Annotated in this window: 11 protein-coding genes and 4 tRNA genes; 12 read left to right on the top strand and 3 right to left on the bottom strand. The window is 43.3% G+C overall.

The genetic code is table 11. The annotated features are described in order from the left end of the window. Positions 1-80: 80 nt before the first annotated feature. The 10 genes from Q0895_RS03425 (at position 81) to rimI (ending at position 8844) form a co-directional block, all read left to right on the top strand. Positions 81-1703, top strand: a complete 1623-nt coding sequence (locus Q0895_RS03425) for a peptide chain release factor 3 (protein WP_299185520.1) — start codon at positions 81-83, stop codon at positions 1701-1703. Positions 1704-1904: 201 nt separating this feature from the next. Next, complete coding sequence (locus tag Q0895_RS03420; RefSeq protein WP_299185519.1) at positions 1905-2777, top strand: RsiV family protein; 873 nt, start codon at positions 1905-1907, stop codon at positions 2775-2777. A gap of 64 nt (positions 2778-2841) precedes the next feature. Beyond that, positions 2842-3840, top strand: coding sequence for an FHA domain-containing protein (locus Q0895_RS03415; protein ID WP_299185518.1), 999 nt, complete (start codon positions 2842-2844; stop codon positions 3838-3840). 274 nt (positions 3841-4114) lie between these two features. Next, positions 4115-5611 carry an anthranilate synthase component I gene (gene trpE, locus Q0895_RS03410; protein WP_299185516.1) on the top strand — a complete coding sequence of 499 codons (1497 nt, stop codon included), beginning with the start codon at positions 4115-4117 and terminating at the stop codon, positions 5609-5611. Between the two features lie 286 nt (positions 5612-5897). Further along, a tRNA-Thr gene (locus tag Q0895_RS03405) sits at positions 5898-5973 on the top strand. A 66-nt stretch (positions 5974-6039) separates the two neighbouring features. Next, positions 6040-6123, top strand: a tRNA-Tyr gene (locus Q0895_RS03400). A gap of 111 nt (positions 6124-6234) precedes the next feature. Beyond that, a tRNA-Gly gene (locus Q0895_RS03395) sits at positions 6235-6308 on the top strand. Between the two features lie 106 nt (positions 6309-6414). After that, positions 6415-6489: transfer RNA gene (locus tag Q0895_RS03390), tRNA-Thr, on the top strand. 415 nt (positions 6490-6904) lie between these two features. Continuing rightward, the gene (gene tuf / locus Q0895_RS03385) at positions 6905-8095 is read left to right on the top strand and encodes an elongation factor Tu (protein ID WP_299185514.1); all 1191 of its coding nucleotides are present in this window, start codon (positions 6905-6907) and stop codon (positions 8093-8095) included. 254 nt (positions 8096-8349) lie between these two features. Next, positions 8350-8844 (top strand): ribosomal protein S18-alanine N-acetyltransferase, encoded by a 495-nt coding sequence (gene rimI / locus Q0895_RS03380; protein WP_299185513.1) that lies wholly within the window; start codon positions 8350-8352, stop codon positions 8842-8844. A gap of 64 nt (positions 8845-8908) precedes the next feature. Here rimI and Q0895_RS03375 read toward each other — a convergent pair whose 3' ends face one another. The 3 genes from Q0895_RS03375 to trxB are packed head-to-tail and all read right to left on the bottom strand — an operon-like array spanning position 8909 to position 11224. Then, positions 8909-9346, bottom strand: a complete 438-nt coding sequence (locus tag Q0895_RS03375) for a MerR family transcriptional regulator (RefSeq protein WP_299185512.1) — start codon at positions 9344-9346, stop codon at positions 8909-8911. A 57-nt stretch (positions 9347-9403) separates the two neighbouring features. Next, complete coding sequence (aat, locus tag Q0895_RS03370; RefSeq protein WP_299185511.1) at positions 9404-10195, bottom strand: leucyl/phenylalanyl-tRNA--protein transferase; 792 nt, start codon at positions 10193-10195, stop codon at positions 9404-9406. Further along, positions 10196-11224 carry a thioredoxin-disulfide reductase gene (trxB, locus tag Q0895_RS03365; protein ID WP_299185509.1) on the bottom strand — a complete coding sequence of 343 codons (1029 nt, stop codon included), beginning with the start codon at positions 11222-11224 and terminating at the stop codon, positions 10196-10198. It lies immediately after the preceding gene. Positions 11225-11835: 611 nt separating this feature from the next. Here trxB and Q0895_RS03360 point away from each other — a divergent pair. Beyond that, on the top strand, positions 11836-15195 hold the full coding sequence (locus Q0895_RS03360) for a DNA translocase FtsK 4TM domain-containing protein (protein ID WP_299185507.1): 3360 nt from the start codon (positions 11836-11838) through the stop codon (positions 15193-15195). Positions 15196-15378: 183 nt separating this feature from the next. Next, the gene (locus Q0895_RS03355) at positions 15379-16872 is read left to right on the top strand and encodes an amidase (protein ID WP_299185505.1); all 1494 of its coding nucleotides are present in this window, start codon (positions 15379-15381) and stop codon (positions 16870-16872) included. Positions 16873-16890: the final 18 nt, after the last annotated feature.

The following is a 16890-nucleotide window of genomic DNA, read 5'->3' as shown; positions in this document are numbered from 1 at the left end:
AATAAGCGCACCAAATTATCACCTCTATCTTTATTATCTTCTGTTTTTCCTTTCCAAAATTTAACGATAAGTTATTCATTATGAGCGCAGATTCTAAACCTTCAGCAACCAAGTTATCTCCCGCTAAGCTTGCTCGTGAAGTCGCTAAACGCCGCACCTTTGCTATCATCTCGCATCCTGATGCGGGTAAGACTACTATGACCGAAAAGCTACTGTTGTGGGGTCAAGCGATTCAGGTGGTGGGCGAAGTTAAAGGCCGCAAAACCGACCGTCATGCAACCTCTGATTGGATGAGTATGGAACAAGAGCGCGGTATCTCTATTACTACCTCAGTCATGCAGTTCCCTTACAAAGATCATATGGTCAATTTACTAGATACCCCAGGTCACGCGGACTTCTCAGAGGATACTTACCGTACCTTGACCGCTGTCGATAGTGCGCTGATGATGGTCGATGGCGCTAAGGGTGTCGAGGAGCGTACCATCAAGCTGATGGAAGTTTGCCGGATGCGCGATACGCCGATTATATCGTTTGTCAATAAGCTGGATCGTCAGATTCGTGAGCCCCTTGATCTACTCAGCGAGATTGAAAGCGTACTAAAGATCAAGTGTGTACCTGTGACGTGGCCTATCGGTATGGGTCAAGATTTCGTTGGGGTATATCACTTAACTGAAAACAAGACCTATCTTTATGAAAAAGGCCATGGCGGCGATATGAGCGTCGCTGAAACGCGGGATGGTTATGACTATCCTGATATACGTGAGCGCTTGGGCGAGCTGATGTTTGCCTCTTTTGAGGAGTCGCTTGAGCTGGTGCAAATGGCGCTAGAAGACTTTAGTGTTGAAGAGTTCTTGGCAGGCGAGATGACACCAGTATTATTCGGTACAGCGCTAGGTAACTTTGGGGTCAATATGGTACTTGATACCTTAGTCCAGTACGCGCCGCCACCCCAAGCGCATCCGACCAATGAGCGCGAAGTGGCAGCGACCGAAACCGACTTTAGCGGCTTTGTTTTTAAAATCCAAGCCAATATGGATCCACGTCATCGTGACCGCATTGCGTTTTTACGGGTCTGCTCAGGTAAGTACGAGAAGGGCATGAAGATGAAGCATGTGCGTCTGGGTAAAGATGTACGCATTGCTGACGCCTTAACCTTTTTAGCAGGTGACCGTGAAGCATTAGAAGAGGCGTATCCGGGTGATATCATCGGCTTGCATAATCATGGCACAATCTCTATCGGCGATAGCTTTACCGAAGGAGAGGCGCTGAACTTTACTGGTATTCCGCATTTTGCGCCCGAATTGTTTCGTCGCGTGGTGCTAAAAGACCCACTAAAATCCAAAGCCTTACAAAAGGGTTTGCAGCAGCTTAGCGAAGAAGGTGCGACGCAGGTATTTATGCCGCAGATTAATAACGATTTAATCTTGGGTGCTGTGGGTGTGCTCCAGTTTGAAGTGGTCGCGCATCGACTAAAAGAAGAGTATAAAGTGCAGTGTACTTTTGAACCAGTCTCCATCGCCACAGTACGCTGGATTCACTGTGACGATGAAGTAGCGCTAGCGAAATTTAAGAAAAAAGCGCATGACCAGTTGTCGATAGATGGCGGTGGCTATTTGACATATTTGGCACCATCACGTGTTAATTTACAGCTGATGCAAGATCGCTATCCAGAAGTGACCTTTAGCAATACGCGCGAGCACTAAGATCAACGATGCTAAAAGTCAATATTTAGTCCGATAATCTATTTTAAAAGACACGCTGGCCGTGTCTTTTTTGTTTGTATGGTTTATTAAAGATAGCAAACCATACTGCCAAAACTAATCGCTAAAACAGTGTTCCTACAATAACAAATGATGATTACGGTAGAATATCTATAAATGTCGTCTATTAATCGAAGAGGATATATGTCGATAATGACTCAGTTTTATGCGATAAATCATTTACCACATAAGCAGAATACTAATAAAAACAATGGCATAAATCCGCTTACTACCTTAAGTGTTGCTGTCTTATTAAGTGCTTTTAGCGTATCTGCCAATGCGACTACTCTGGTTAGTGCGACAGAATATCTTGATTATAATTTGCCAAAACACTTACAAGAACGCTGTATCGAACGTAAAAACTGTCCAACAATTGAGATCAAATATCTAAAAACCAATCACGACTGGATAAATGGGGTAGTCAATGGACGGATTAACAATCTAGTTGTAAACAGTAAATTGTCTGAGTCAGCATCTATCAAAAATAAAAGCAATCAAGCCGATGTTGAAGCGGCTATTGACGACTTTGCAGCCTCACAATTTGCTGATTTGCCTGAAGATAGTGTTTTTATTTATCATTTAACGATAGAGCCTAAATATCTAGGACATGTAGATAGCTTTGAATTATTTGAGATAAATTCCTATGTATTTACAGGTGGGGCTCATGGAATGCCGTATAGCGAATATCTCATATTTGATTCTGCAACGAAGCAGCAGGTGCAGCTAGCAGATATGTTGCAAAAGGGTAAAAAGTCGGATTTTGAAGCGTTGGCGTATGATGCTTATAGGGAGTGGGTCGATACGGTTGCTAGCGACGATCATGATTATGAGCAAAGCTGGCCGTTTAGTTTAAGTGACAACATAACCTTGACTGATAAAGGCATTGATATTCGTTATCAGCATTACTCTATTGGGCCTTATGCTTACGGTATGCCGGTACTGAGTATTCCGTATGATAAGCTAAACACTATTATTAAGCCTTATTTTATTCCACAGCAAAATAACTATAGACAATAACTTAAGGTGTGACTAAAGATAGTATTTAGTCATATTTTCAAAATTTATAATAAGGAGACGCAAGATGACAAACAATTTAGATGACAATAACGTGTTAAAGAGTAAAGAAGAGACGACAACTTGGCAGTTAAATGCAATGACAGAAGCGCTTGGCAATTTAACGCTAACGATTGATGACAGCTTGTCTATCGGACGCGGTAACGACAACGATGTCGTACTGGGTAGTAAGGCAGTATCGCGCAATCATGCGTTACTTAGTGTCTTAAATGGGGATTTGTATATCAAAGATTTGGACTCATCAAACGGTACATTTATCAATGATGAGCGCATAGAGAGCAACAAGTCTACCCATCTCAATGTAGATGATACGGTTGGTTTTGCAAGTTTTGTCTTTAAGGTTGCCACGCCGCATGTAAGTACTGATTCGGTTACGTCGGTAGCGGCTGCACCAGTCGAACCTGCTACCGAACAAAGTATGGCGGTAGACAACAAAGACAGCATACCGACTGAAAGCAGAGTAGATGAGACGGCTGATGAGCCAGTGGTCAAAGATACCATAGTTACAGAAGTGCTTTCATCTACCGTTAGCGAAACAAAAGATATGCCAACTAATACTGTAACAGAACCTACGACTCAACCAACTTCAGCGCCAAGTACGGCCGCAGCTAAGGAGACAGTAATGTCTAATGATAAGTCTAAAGAGACACTAAACCGCGAACCGACAGTAGATGAGCCAGTAGCAAAACAGCCAACTGCACATCCAAAGCCAGATGTCGCTCCAGAGCATGATAAGACAACTAAAACTACCTTACAAGAAGAAGCAGATCCAGATGTACTACGTGCCAAGCAAGCCGCCGCAGCTCAGTTCTCTGGTACTGCCAATCTAGGACAAGGGCGCGATTTGGGTACTGAAGGCAATAATGCAATGGATCAAGCTATCAACAATCCAGCTAATACAGGTCAGCCGGAGAAAAAACCAAGCGGTAGCTGGTTCATTTGGGTATTTATTGTCATCATTATTATCGGAGTCGCTTTATGGTTGTTCAATATGGGCGGCGTTTAATCGCTTGTATAGTTTGCTAATCGGCACCGATGAGTTATATGAGATGCCTTATCACTAGAGGGGTGCACCGAACTGTACAGTTGTTCTAAATAATACGAACGCCAGCCAGTTTTGTTATACTGGCTGGCTATACTGTAATTGAATTTGCTCTATTCTCATTTCTCGATAGGTTTGTGCTCTATTCAATCCAATATTGAGCATATACCATCTTGTTATTATTGCCGTTTTTGTTATTTTTATCTTCTGCCTGTTTGGTGCTAAGAGACTTTTTATTATGATGACCTTTGAAGAGTATAACGCGTTTAAAACACAAGGCTATAGCCACGCTCCCCTTGTCAAAAAGCGCTTAATGGACGCCCAGACGCCTGTTTCTGTGTTTTCTAAAGTACGCGATTTGAGCGGCTCGGCTTATTTGTTTGAGTCAGTCGTAGGCGGTGAGCGCTGGGCGCGATATTCTATGATTGGTCTGGGTAGCGATTTGATCTTACAGTACACAGACGGTTATATGACCATTAAAAGAGATGATCAGATTGATAGTGATGCGGTTGATGATCCATTCGATTATATTCGCAAACTAATGGCACAGTATAAAATGCCAACGCCAGATGAGGTCAAGGCATTGCCAAGCTTTAGTGGCGGGTTGGTGGGCTACTTTGGTTACGACATGGTACGCGTTATTGAACCAAGCGTTGGCTTATCAGATGCACCAAATCCAATGTCGCTACCTGATATGTGGCTGATGCTATCGATGAGTGTGATTGTCTTTGATAATCTTGAAAACACGTTGTCAATTATCGTTTATGCAGATTGTAATGATGAAGATGGCTACGGTGCTGCGATAAGAGAGCTTGAAAAAATTGAAGACAAGCTGGCTGAGATGCCAGACTTAAGCACTCCAATCATGCCCACGCCAAAGTTCAAATCGCAAACTGGACAAGATAAGTACTGCGATGACGTCAACAAAATAAAAGATTATATATTAAAAGGAGACGTGATGCAGGTCGTTCCTGCTCAGCGTTTAACCGCAGATTATAAAGGAGACTCTCTAGCAGTATATCGAGCGCTAAGATTTTTAAATCCGTCACCTTATTTGTTCTTAGTGCATGGTTACACACTTGACGATCACAAACGTTTTGACATTATCGGTGCTTCTCCTGAAATCCTATCACGTATCGAAAATGGCACAGTGACTGTGCGCCCATTGGCAGGTACACGTAAACGCGGTCAAGATGAAGCAGAAGATTTGGCGCTTGAGACAGAGTTACTTGCTGATAAAAAAGAAATCGCTGAGCACTTGATGCTAATTGACCTTGGCCGTAACGATATCGGCCGTGTCTGCGAGTATGGCAGTGTCAAAGTTACCGAAAAGATGTTTATAGAGCGCTATTCGCAGGTGATGCATATCGCCTCTAATGTTGAAGGTAGAATACTAGCTGACAAAGATGCGCTTGATGTATTTTGTGCGACTTTTCCAGCAGGTACACTATCAGGTGCACCCAAAATCCGTGCCATGCAGATCATTGATGAGGTTGAGCCAGTACGACGAACCGTATTTGGTGGCTCAGTGGGTTATTTAGGCTGGCATGGCAACATGGATACAGCGATTGCCATACGTACGGCTGTGATGCGTCGAGGCAAGATACATATCCAAGCAGGAGCAGGCGTGGTTGCTGACTCGATGCCAGAAGCGGAGTGGGACGAAACCAATAAAAAAGCACTAGCCCTGGTTAAAGCAGTAAAGATGGCTTGTGACGGATTGCGTATTCGCTAGTACGGTTTGGCTAAAGACTCTCTGTCTGTTATTATTTGGCTATACTGTTTAATTGGTACTTCTTAATCAATACTTTGTGAAGATACTAATCACACGAAGATAGTAGTTACGTGTTATAACGATAATAGAAACAGAAGTAGGAATGAAGGCAGTATTTTTTTTGCATAAAAAAATCTAATGCAATCAACCGCTTGAAAGTTTTTATTAAAATAAGCGTAAAAAAAATGAAAAAGGGCTTGCGTCTGTCAAAATATTTGATAGAATAGCCACCACTTTGAGAGAACAAGCCGACTTAGCTCAGTTGGTAGAGCAACTGACTTGTAATCAGTAGGTCGCCAGTTCGATCCCGGCAGTCGGCACCATCTCTTTCAAAGTAGCTTTTTATAAATTTGCTTTACATTAAAGTCTTTTTATTCAAAGCAACCTAAGGTGGGATTGGGGAGCGGTCAAACCCAACAGACTGTAAATCTGTCGCGAAAGCTTCGAAGGTTCGAATCCTTCTCCCACCACCATATTTTCTATAGTTTGTCATAACGCCAAGCATACTCGTTGTAAATAACTACTCTTTATATATAATAATATTACATTTATATTAATAAGAGTGACTTTGCATAAGAGTCATTGCGGGTGTGGTATAATGGTAACACCTTAGCCTTCCAAGCTAATGACGCGGGTTCGATTCCCGCCACCCGCTCCATATATACACTAACGCAAAAACCATCAATAAATCATCACGACAAGCAGTATATTATTACTGTATCGTGATATTTTTTTTAGTACAACTTATAGATTGTCTAAAATACGCTCATATAGCTCAGCGGTAGAGCACTCCCTTGGTAAGGGAGAGGTCTCGAGTTCAATTCTCGATATGAGCTCCATTTATTGATTATATCTTTTGTGTTTGCTTCGCTATTTTTAAACAACGTTACGTTGATAGCAACAATATAAAATGTTGAAAACTAATAAACTGTTGAAAACTGTAAAATTAGTGTGGCAGATTATGATTCAAAGGTGACACTGAGGTGTTGCCTTTTAGTGCTGTCAGTACATTGATAATGCTATGAATATATTAGTTATTTTGCATCGATTGATGACGTGTACTGAGTAGACTGAAAATGTTAGTATAGTGTTCGGATAACATACCTATGCTAGTAGCAAAATTTTGTTAGATTTATCCTAGCGTCAACGGTTTGATGGTTTTAACTCTGTCATAAACCGTCAAATAGCTATTTACCGATCTTGCTGTTTATTATTTTTTAAGCATAAAGATTCATCAATAAAGAGGAAATACCCATGGCAAAGGCCAAGTTTGAACGCAACAAGCCACACGTCAACGTCGGCACCATCGGACACGTTGACCATGGTAAAACAACCCTAACTGCCGCTATCGCAACCGTAGCAGCAAAAACCTCAGGCGGCGAAGCCAAAGACTACGCAGCCATTGACTCAGCGCCAGAAGAAAAAGCACGTGGCATTACCATCAACACCTCACACGTAGAATACGACACCGAAACTCGTCACTACGCGCACGTTGACTGCCCAGGTCACGCCGATTATGTCAAAAACATGATCACTGGTGCCGCTCAAATGGACGGCGCAATCCTAGTTGTATCAGCCACTGACGGCCCAATGCCACAGACTCGTGAGCACATCTTGCTATCACGTCAGGTTGGCGTACCGTACATCATCGTATTCATGAACAAATGCGACCTTGTTGACGACGAAGAGCTACTAGAGCTTGTCGAAATGGAAGTACGTGAACTACTAAACGACTACGACTTCCCAGGTGACGACACCCCAATCATGAAAGGTAGTGCCACCCAAGCCCTAAAAGGCGACGACGGCAAATACGGCGAACCAGCAGTTGTAGAACTACTAGAAACCCTAGACACCTACATCCCAGAGCCTGAGCGTGACGTCGACAAAGCATTCCTAATGCCAATCGAAGACGTATTCTCAATCTCAGGTCGTGGTACCGTCGTAACTGGCCGTGTCGAATCAGGCATCGTAAAAGTTGGTGACGAGATCGAAATCGTTGGTATCCGTGACACACAAAAAACCACCTGTACTGGTGTTGAGATGTTCCGCAAACTACTAGACGAAGGTCGTGCTGGTGAAAACTGTGGCGTACTACTACGTGGTACCAAGCGTGAAGACGTACAACGTGGCCAAGTACTAGCTAAGCCAGGTTCAATCACCCCGCACACCAACTTTGACGCTGAAGTATACGTACTGTCAAAAGAAGAGGGTGGTCGTCACACACCATTCCTAAACGGCTATCGTCCACAGTTCTACTTCCGTACCACTGACGTAACTGGCGCAATCCAATTACAAGACGGTACTGAGATGGTTATGCCTGGCGACAACGTTGAGATGAGTGTTGAGCTTATCCACCCAATCGCTATGGACAAAGGCCTACGTTTCGCTATCCGTGAAGGTGGCCGTACAGTAGGTGCTGGTGTGGTAGCTAACGTTAAAAACTAAGCGCTATTGATCTCAGCGCATGCTGACGAAAAGTATTAAGTAGTGAAAAGCCATCCTTTATAGGGTGGCTTTTTTTATGGAATAAATAAAAGCACTATGTATGTAGAAGCAGTGCATAAACGCTGGTATTCACGTTAAGATAAAGTTTAATTCACTTAGAATATGTCATTATTTTGAGGGTTATTTTAGACCATGCCACTTAGTTGTTGATATATTATAGACATAATTAAAGTGATAACATAAAAGGTTAAGCCGTGTTTACTATACAAAAGCTATCAGATAGCCAAGCCTTTATCGAGCAAGTCATTCAGGCTATAGCTACGATCGAAACTCAGGTCCAATCGCAAGATGCATGGACGTATAAGACATTGGTTGAGCTATTTGAGCAAGACAGTATTGATATAATTGTCGTTTATGATGAGCTACAAGAAAAAAAGACTGATCATAAAAAGGTAGTTGGGTATTGTTTGTACCAAGTTATGTTTGAACAAGCAGAAATTTTACGTATCGGTACTCATCCTGATTATCAGCGCCAAGGTATCGCTTCACGAATTTTTGCTACACTGGAGACAGAGTTGCTAGATAAGCAAGTAGAGAGTTTATTGTTGGAGGTACGCGCAGACAATGCGCCAGCAATAGCTTTATATAAGCAGCAGAAGTTTATAAATATCCATAAGCGGCAAGGCTATTATCATATACCGAATCAGCCAGCGATTGATGCGCTCATTATGCAACGTGTTTATAATTAATTATCATAAAAGAGTCCGTTGCTATTAACCAACATTGAAGTTAACACGTTTGCAAACGAACCTTTTATGGTTGTAAAGGCAGTTGCTTCTTACAATCGTCGATTGTAAGTTTATAGTTACTATCTGCTTTCATACGTTCAAGCATTTCAATACGCTCGGTTAACATCTCTGCCATCAGTTGGATATTGGCTTGCTGTTTGCTGACTTGTTCTAGTTTTTGTCGAGTGAGACTCAGTTGTTCATCCAGTCCTAAATTGCCATCATAATAATCATCAAGACTGGTTTTGATTTCAGTAAGTGTAAAACCGATGGCCTGAGCGCTTTTAATCAGCTCGATACGTTCAATACAATCTGGATGAAACTCAGTATAGAGACGAGATCCAGCTTGACGCTTACGGGATCTTAGCAGCCCTAATTGATCGTAATGGCGTATTGTGTCTTTGGTAGTATTGGCTTGAGTTGCCAAACTTCCAATCAGTAAAAACGATGTATCGGATGCCATACTAGCCTCGTCAGTCGGTAGTCGTGAGATGGTTCGTTATTAGGGCGGTACTGTTTCTCACCTAAGTTGCCAAGGCGCTACCGTATCAAGTAGCGATACCGCTAAGGACTTATGAGAATTCTTTTGCCATTTGACAGAACCACTGCCAATCAGTGTGTCTAACTGCGCTAAAAAATCAGGGCGCGGTAAAGTCGTTGCGCCTAAGCTCATTAAATGATCGTTTGGCAACTGACAGTCCACAAGTGCGACATTACTTTGTTCGCACAAGCGCATCAAGCCCCAAAATGCCATTTTCGAGGCATTAGAGGCCCGGTGAAACATAGATTCACCAAAATATATACTGCCTATTTTTAACCCATAAAGCCCGCCAATAAGTGCGCCTTTCTCGTCCCAAACTTCGATACTATGTGCAAACCCATGCATATGAAGCTTTGTGTAAGCTTCAATCATCTCCTCGTGTATCCAAGTATGCTCGCCCTCGGGCAAGCCATTGCTGCGCGGTAAACTACAGGCGTGGATAACGTCATCAAAAGCTTGATCGAGCGTCAGTTGCCAACGAGTACGGCTTGCTTGTTTACGTAGCGATTTGCTAGGTTTGTAATCAGTCGGTATCATCACGCAGCGAGGTTCCGGACACCACCAAGCGATAGGCTCATCTTCATTAAACCAAGGAAATAAACCCTGCGCATAAGCAGAAATCAGCGTTTGGGGTGCTAAGTCGCCACCCACAGCCACGATACCGATACCATCTGGGTCAATAGAAATAGGATCGGGAAAGTCATAACGCCCAAGACTTTTTAAAGTCTCAGGCGTGATATGGCTATTACTTTGTTGAAAAAAGCTACCCATTTAGGCTTCTTTATCAGCGGTCAATGTCGAGGCATAGGTATGGTCAGAAGCATCTGCCTCACCGATGGCATCGAGGTATTTTTCGGCATCAAGAGCGGCCATACAGCCGGTACCTGCTGAGGTAATGGCTTGGCGATAGACGTGATCGGCGACGTCACCTGCGGCAAACACCCCTTCGACACTGGTTTGCGTCGCATTACCGTTCAGGCCGCTATTGACGATAAGATAGCCGTCCTTCATGTCTAGCTGACCTTTAAATAAGTCTGTATTTGGCTTATGACCAATCGCGACAAACATACCCATGACATCTAACGTCTTGGTACTGTCATCGGTAGTTGATTCGATAACCACGCCATTGACGCCCATATCATCACCGACGACTTCGCGGACTTGGTGGTTCCATTCTATTTTGATATTGCCATTTTTAGCTTTTTCAAATAGCTTATCTTGTAGAATTTTTTCAGAACGCAGGCTATCACGGCGATGTACCAACGTAACTTCAGAGGCAATGTTAGATAGGTATAAGGCTTCTTCAACAGCGGTATTACCACCGCCAATCACCGCAACTTTTTGGTCTTTATAAAAGAAACCATCACAGGTGGCACAAGCAGATACGCCAAGGCCTCTAAACTTGGTTTCGGACTCTAAACCTAAATACTGCGCCGAAGCGCCCGTTGAGATAATAAGCGCATCACACGTGTAGCTGCCATTGTTGCCCATCAATTGAAACGGACGTTCGTTTAGATTGACGTCATTGATATGATCATAGACCAGCTCTGTACCGAAGCGCTCAGCGTGTGCTTTCATACGATCCATAAGCACAGGGCCTGTCAAGTCATAAGCATCGCCTGGCCAATTATCGACTTCAGTGGTAGTGGTTAGTTGTCCGCCTACTTCCATACCAGTGACCATAACTGGCTTTAGATTGGCACGTGCAGCATAAACAGCTGCAGCATATCCTGCAGGGCCTGAGCCTAAAATGATGAGTTTTTCGTGACGTGTTTCTTGTGTATTATTTTCAATTGACATGTTTTTTCCTTGCTAAATTTGATAAACAATAATGATAAAAGATTAAAGAGAATAGTGTGCTTTTAATTATATGTGATACTAACATAAGGGCCATCACTAAAAAGTGCAAGTTTGCTAAAACTAATATGGGTATTATTAGAACTAAAGCATGCTTGCTGCCGACCTAAATATAGTCAATCAAAGCGTTTGGGGCTTTATTCTTCAGTGGTATGGCTTTCGTTATTTTCTTGATGTATCTGCTTACTTATAAATCCGTTATCGATGTGTTTTTTAGGCCGCTTTATTAATAACATCGTCCCCAATTGAGCTATGTATTTGTTATTATAAGAAGTTATGCTAAACGCTTAGATTTTGAGTGACATCTGTGATTAACGGGCAGGCATATCATCGACATAGACCACCAAGCGCCTATTTTAGATCATAAATGACGACTTTTACGTTATGTATAGCAATGAGATACCTTATAATAGCTGTTCTATTATAGACGCTTTTTATAGAAGCTGTTTATAGACATTTAGCTACATAAATCTATGTCAGCACTTTATGTCAACATGATTAAGCTTAATCATGAATTGACGACTATTTAGTATGGATAACAAGGCAGATTCTACGTGATATCAGCACCGCTTATTGAATATTTAAAAAAAGGGATATTTACCTTTCTTGGGATAATTTTGGCCGTTTATTTGTTCGTTATTTTATCGACCTATACCGGTAATGATCCTAGCTGGTCACATATCAGCAGTGATATGACGACGATTAATAATATGGGCGGATCAACAGGTGCATGGTTGTCTGATCTGTTCTATAGCTTTTTTGGCTTTGGCGCCTGGTGGCTGCTGGCTTTTTTGATCTACGAATCTATCCTAATTTGGTGGGATAATAAGCCGACTTTCTGGTTGCTGCGACTGGTGGCTTATGTTTTTTTAATCCTAAGTAGTAGTGCCTTGTTTGCGCAAATCATCGCTTTAGTACAGCAAGTGACAGACCCTATCGCCTCAGGCCTTGAAGGCGTTGCAGGTGGTATTATCGGGATTGAGTTGCAAGCACGCCTGACACAGCTGTTATCACAGTGGGGAAGTGTATTGTTTTTGGCAGGTTTCGTCGGTATTACTGCCACCTTTGCTTTCAATATTCATTGGCATAAGATGTATCGTAGGCTTACTGATTTGTCATGGCTTGGCTCAGGTGTCAAAGATAATAGTGACCAGCATGACTATAATCAACAAAGCTCTCATAATCTAGTATCCAATAATGAAGAAAGCGACCCAGCTCAAACCTTAACGGCCACTACTAACAACACTAAAAGCGCTGAACATAAAGCTGAACAAAATACCAATGACTATGAGCAGCTACCCCTTGAGCTACAAACGGCTGGCGTAAGCCAGTCACCAGATAATAGTAGTCGCTTTAGTCATGCACTGACAGATTTTTTGACCAAGTCAGGTCTTAGGGCTAGTGTGAAAGCAACTGTTGCAGCCGATGCTGCTGCTGAATCTGTTGCAAGTCAGGCTACCATGTATGACAGCCACCAGACGTCAGCTTCTGTATCGAATAATCATACTGAAAATACTAATAATAAAACACAAGCAGTAGCACCTACTATGCCTGCTCGTAAAGTTGAGCCTAGCTTTGCATGGAATGATGCGAGTATGGTCAACGACCTACTGGCGACTGAAGCTGAAAAAGATCAATATGTATCAGCGCCGTCGCCCGCTGTAGATCCTGTCGTATCTGCACCTGCAGAGGCTCATGTAGATTTTGAGCAAGCGGCAAAATATGACGATATAGCGTTTGAAGATAACAAATCTAACGTAACCCAATCTGAACAAACAGATACGACTGTCGCTAATGAGCAAACGCCCAATTTAGATGAACTGGCAACTAATTGGCTGGCTGAGAACGATCCTACAAAGGCAGATATAGCATCTTCGTTTGAGCATCTGACTTCTTCTGACAATGTCGCTACCGATCATCTCGAACCCATAAACGAAACTACCAAGATAACCGAACATCAAGCTTCACCAGTCATCGAAGATCAGCCTAAAGTTAAAGAGTCTGTCGCTAATGAGGCTGTAGAGAAAAACCCTACATCTAAAAAGCTGATAGTTGAAGAGCCTATAGTAGAAGAGAGAGCAACAGAAACTGACAACGTTGACGCTAAACGACAGCTAAACGTGCAAGAGCCGGTGATATCGCAAGATATGACTCCAACTAATACGCCGCCTGCCAATCCAAAGACAGCGCCAAAAGCTGAGCCAACGGTAGAGAGCGTTAATTCAAGCGAAAAAGCTGAACCGTTGGCAGCGTCCAAACCAACGATGAGCTTTGCTGTTCCTGAAGGTGATAGTAGTAACCATATCACTGATATGATGCCAGAAGACGATAGTCGTTTAGACGATGCAAATGCGCCAGTCATGCCCGATATCAGTGATGATGCAGCGTTTAGTCAAAAGTCGCGTGCAATGCAAACCGCCCAATATCGTGCGCAGCTGACACCCATTCCAGAGCTATCGATCTTGGATGAACCAGATCCTGATCGTAAACCAAGCTATACCATCCAAGAGCTTGAGCAATTATCAGAGTTATTAGAGATCAAACTGCAAGAGTTTAATGTCAAAGCTTCGGTTGTGAATGCGATTCCAGGGCCAGTCGTTACGCGCTTTGAAGTAGATCTAGCCGCTGGGGTAAAAGCCAGCAAGGTTACGGGTATCTCACGTGATTTGGCGCGCTCATTATCTATGGCTTCATTACGTGTGGTCGAGGTAATTCCGGGTAAGCCTTATATCGGTATCGAAGTCCCAAATAAAAAACGCGAAATGGTGCGTCTGATTGAGCTTTTAAATACCGAAAAATACAAAGATCCTAAAGCGCAAATTAGTATGGCAATGGGTAAGGATATCGGTGGCAATCCTATTATTACTGATCTTGCCCGTGCACCGCATATGCTAGTCGCAGGTACGACAGGCTCTGGTAAATCGGTATTGGTAAACTCGATGCTACTATCAATGCTACTTAAATATACACCAAATGATCTGCGCTTAATTCTCATAGATCCAAAGCAGCTGGAGCTTGCTAACTATAACGATATTCCGCATCTATTAACGCCTGTGGTGACCGATATGACAGAGGCTGCTAGTAGCTTATCTTGGTGCGTGGCTGAGATGGAGCGCCGCTACCAGCTAATGAGCCTACTAAAAGTGCGTAAACTCAATGAGTTCAACAAAAAAGTAATAGCTGCTGAAAAAGCGGGCAAGCCAATGCTTGATCCATTATGGCGGCCTAATGACAATGTAAGCATTGACCAAGCACCTAAGCTAAAAACTTTACCGATGATTGTCATTGTCGCGGATGAGTTTGCTGATATGATTATGCAGGTAGGTAAGCAAGCAGAAGAGCTTATCACTCGTTTGGCACAAAAATCGCGGGCGGCAGGTATTCATTTGATGCTTGCCACTCAGCGTCCATCGGTCGATGTCATTACTGGCTTGATCAAAGCCAACATTCCAGTACGAGCAGCGCTACGAGTTAACTCAAAAGTCGATTCACGAACGATTTTGGATAGTGGCGGTGCAGAAGATATGCTCGGCAACGGTGATATGTTGTTTTTAGGGCCAGGACAGATTGAACCAGATCGCGTCCATGGTGCCTATGTCAGTGACGAAGAGGTCAACCGTGTATGTGATGCATGGCGTGAGCGCGGCGCACCGGACTATATCGATAATATGGCGGGTAACTTTGAGTTAACGAGTCCTGGTGGTAGTAGCGGAGCTAGTGCGACTGGCGAAGACGATGATCTTTATAACGATGCAGTCGCCTTTATTATGGAAACTCGTAAAGTATCTGCTTCTAGTATTCAGCGCAAATTTAGTATTGGTTATAACCGCGCAGCGCGCATCGTCGACTCTATGGAGGAGGCTGGACTGGTCAGCTCCATGGGAAAAAGCGGTAAGCGTGAACTACTTATGTAAAGCCAATAGATTTGATTAATAAGAGAAAAAGCGAGTCGCGAGAGTGGCTCGCTTTTTGGTTAAATAAAGAGAGAAATGAACAGAGCAGTGCTGATAAGGTATCTATTCGTCTGTTATCTAAAGCGATATACTTGATAGGACTGATGATTATAAATAAAATTATCTCTAAGCAAGGATGCAAAAATGTTTAAAGAATATACTCAGTACGATGCACTAGGATTAGCAGGATTGGTCAATTCAGGTCAAGTCAGTGCCAAAGAATTGTTAGATGCGGCCGTAAACCAAGCCAACAAGCTCAATCCCAAGCTTAACGCCATTATCCATCGCTTTGATGAGCGTGCTTATGATGCCGCGCAAAAAGGTTTGCCAAAAGGCGCATTTACTGGCGTCCCTTATCTTCTAAAAGATTTGTCTTTTTATTTTGCCGATGAACCCCTAACCATGGGAAGTCGTAGTGTCAATGTCGTGACCGATTACGATAGTGAAATTGTCAAACGTATGAAAGCCAGTGGCGTCAATACCTTTGGGAAGACCAATACCCCAGAGTTTGGATTAATCATTACCACTGAACCAAAGGCGCATGGTGCTACTCATAATCCGTTTAAAAAAGGCTATAGCTCTGGTGGCTCATCGGGCGGTAGTGCAGCAGCAGTCGCCAGCGGCATTGTACCAATGGCAGGGGCAGGAGATGGTGGTGGCTCGATACGCTTTCCTGCTGCATGGTGCGGTGCATTTGGCCTCAAACCTAGCCGTGGGCGCAATCCAATCGGCCCTGCATTTGGCGAAGGCTGGGATGGCGCGATCGCTGATCACGTCATTACGCGTACGGTGCGCGATAGTGCAGCGATGCTAGATGCGACTAGCGGCGCTGAGGTTGGCGCGCCTTATGTGATTGCACCGCCTAATGGAACATTTTTGCAAGCAGCGATGCGTGCACCACGTCCGCTAACGATTGCTTTACACCAGCAGCCCCTCATTGCTAATACCGTAGTCGATAAAGAAGTATTGGCAGTCCTTGAAAAAACTGCTAAGCAATTGGAGGCTATGGGACATCGCGTTGTACCAGCTGAGCCAAACATTGATGTCGAAAAATTTTGGCATGATTTTATCGTAGTGGTCTGTGCCCATACGGCCTTTACTATAGACGATATTGAGCGCTGTCATGGCAAGAAGCATGTGCAAAACCTTGAGCCACAAACTTATAATATGGCGATGCTTGGCCGCTCATTATCTGCTGTTGACTTAGTACATGCAAAGCACGGCTGGCATAATAGCCAATACCAGACCGGTAAGCTACTTGAGCAATACGACATGATCTTGTGCCCTACGGTACCGACGACAGCGGTGAAGCATGGAGTACTACCACCAAGCCGAGTGGAAGAGATGCTAATGGGCACCTCAGGTTTGTTAAATAAAGGTATTAATATGGGTAAATATACCTTTAGTTCAGGGATGATTGAGAAGCTTAGCCACCCTGTATTGAGCAAAATGGCGTTTACTTTGCTAGGTAATGTTACAGGTTTACCCGCTATGTCACTGCCACTTGGGATGAGTAAAAAAGGCCTACCAATTGGCATGCAATTGATCGGTCGTATGAATGATGAGACGACGTTATTAAGTTTAGCAGGAGAGATAGAGCGCGCAGGTTTATTTACTAAGCCGCCTTTTGAAAAGTAACTACATCAAGTACTAAGA

Source organism: uncultured Psychrobacter sp. (assembly GCF_947495825.1).
Classification (GTDB): domain Bacteria; phylum Pseudomonadota; class Gammaproteobacteria; order Pseudomonadales; family Moraxellaceae; genus Psychrobacter.
Note: the sequence above shows the minus strand (reverse complement) of the source record. Positions and strands in the feature narration are given on the sequence as shown.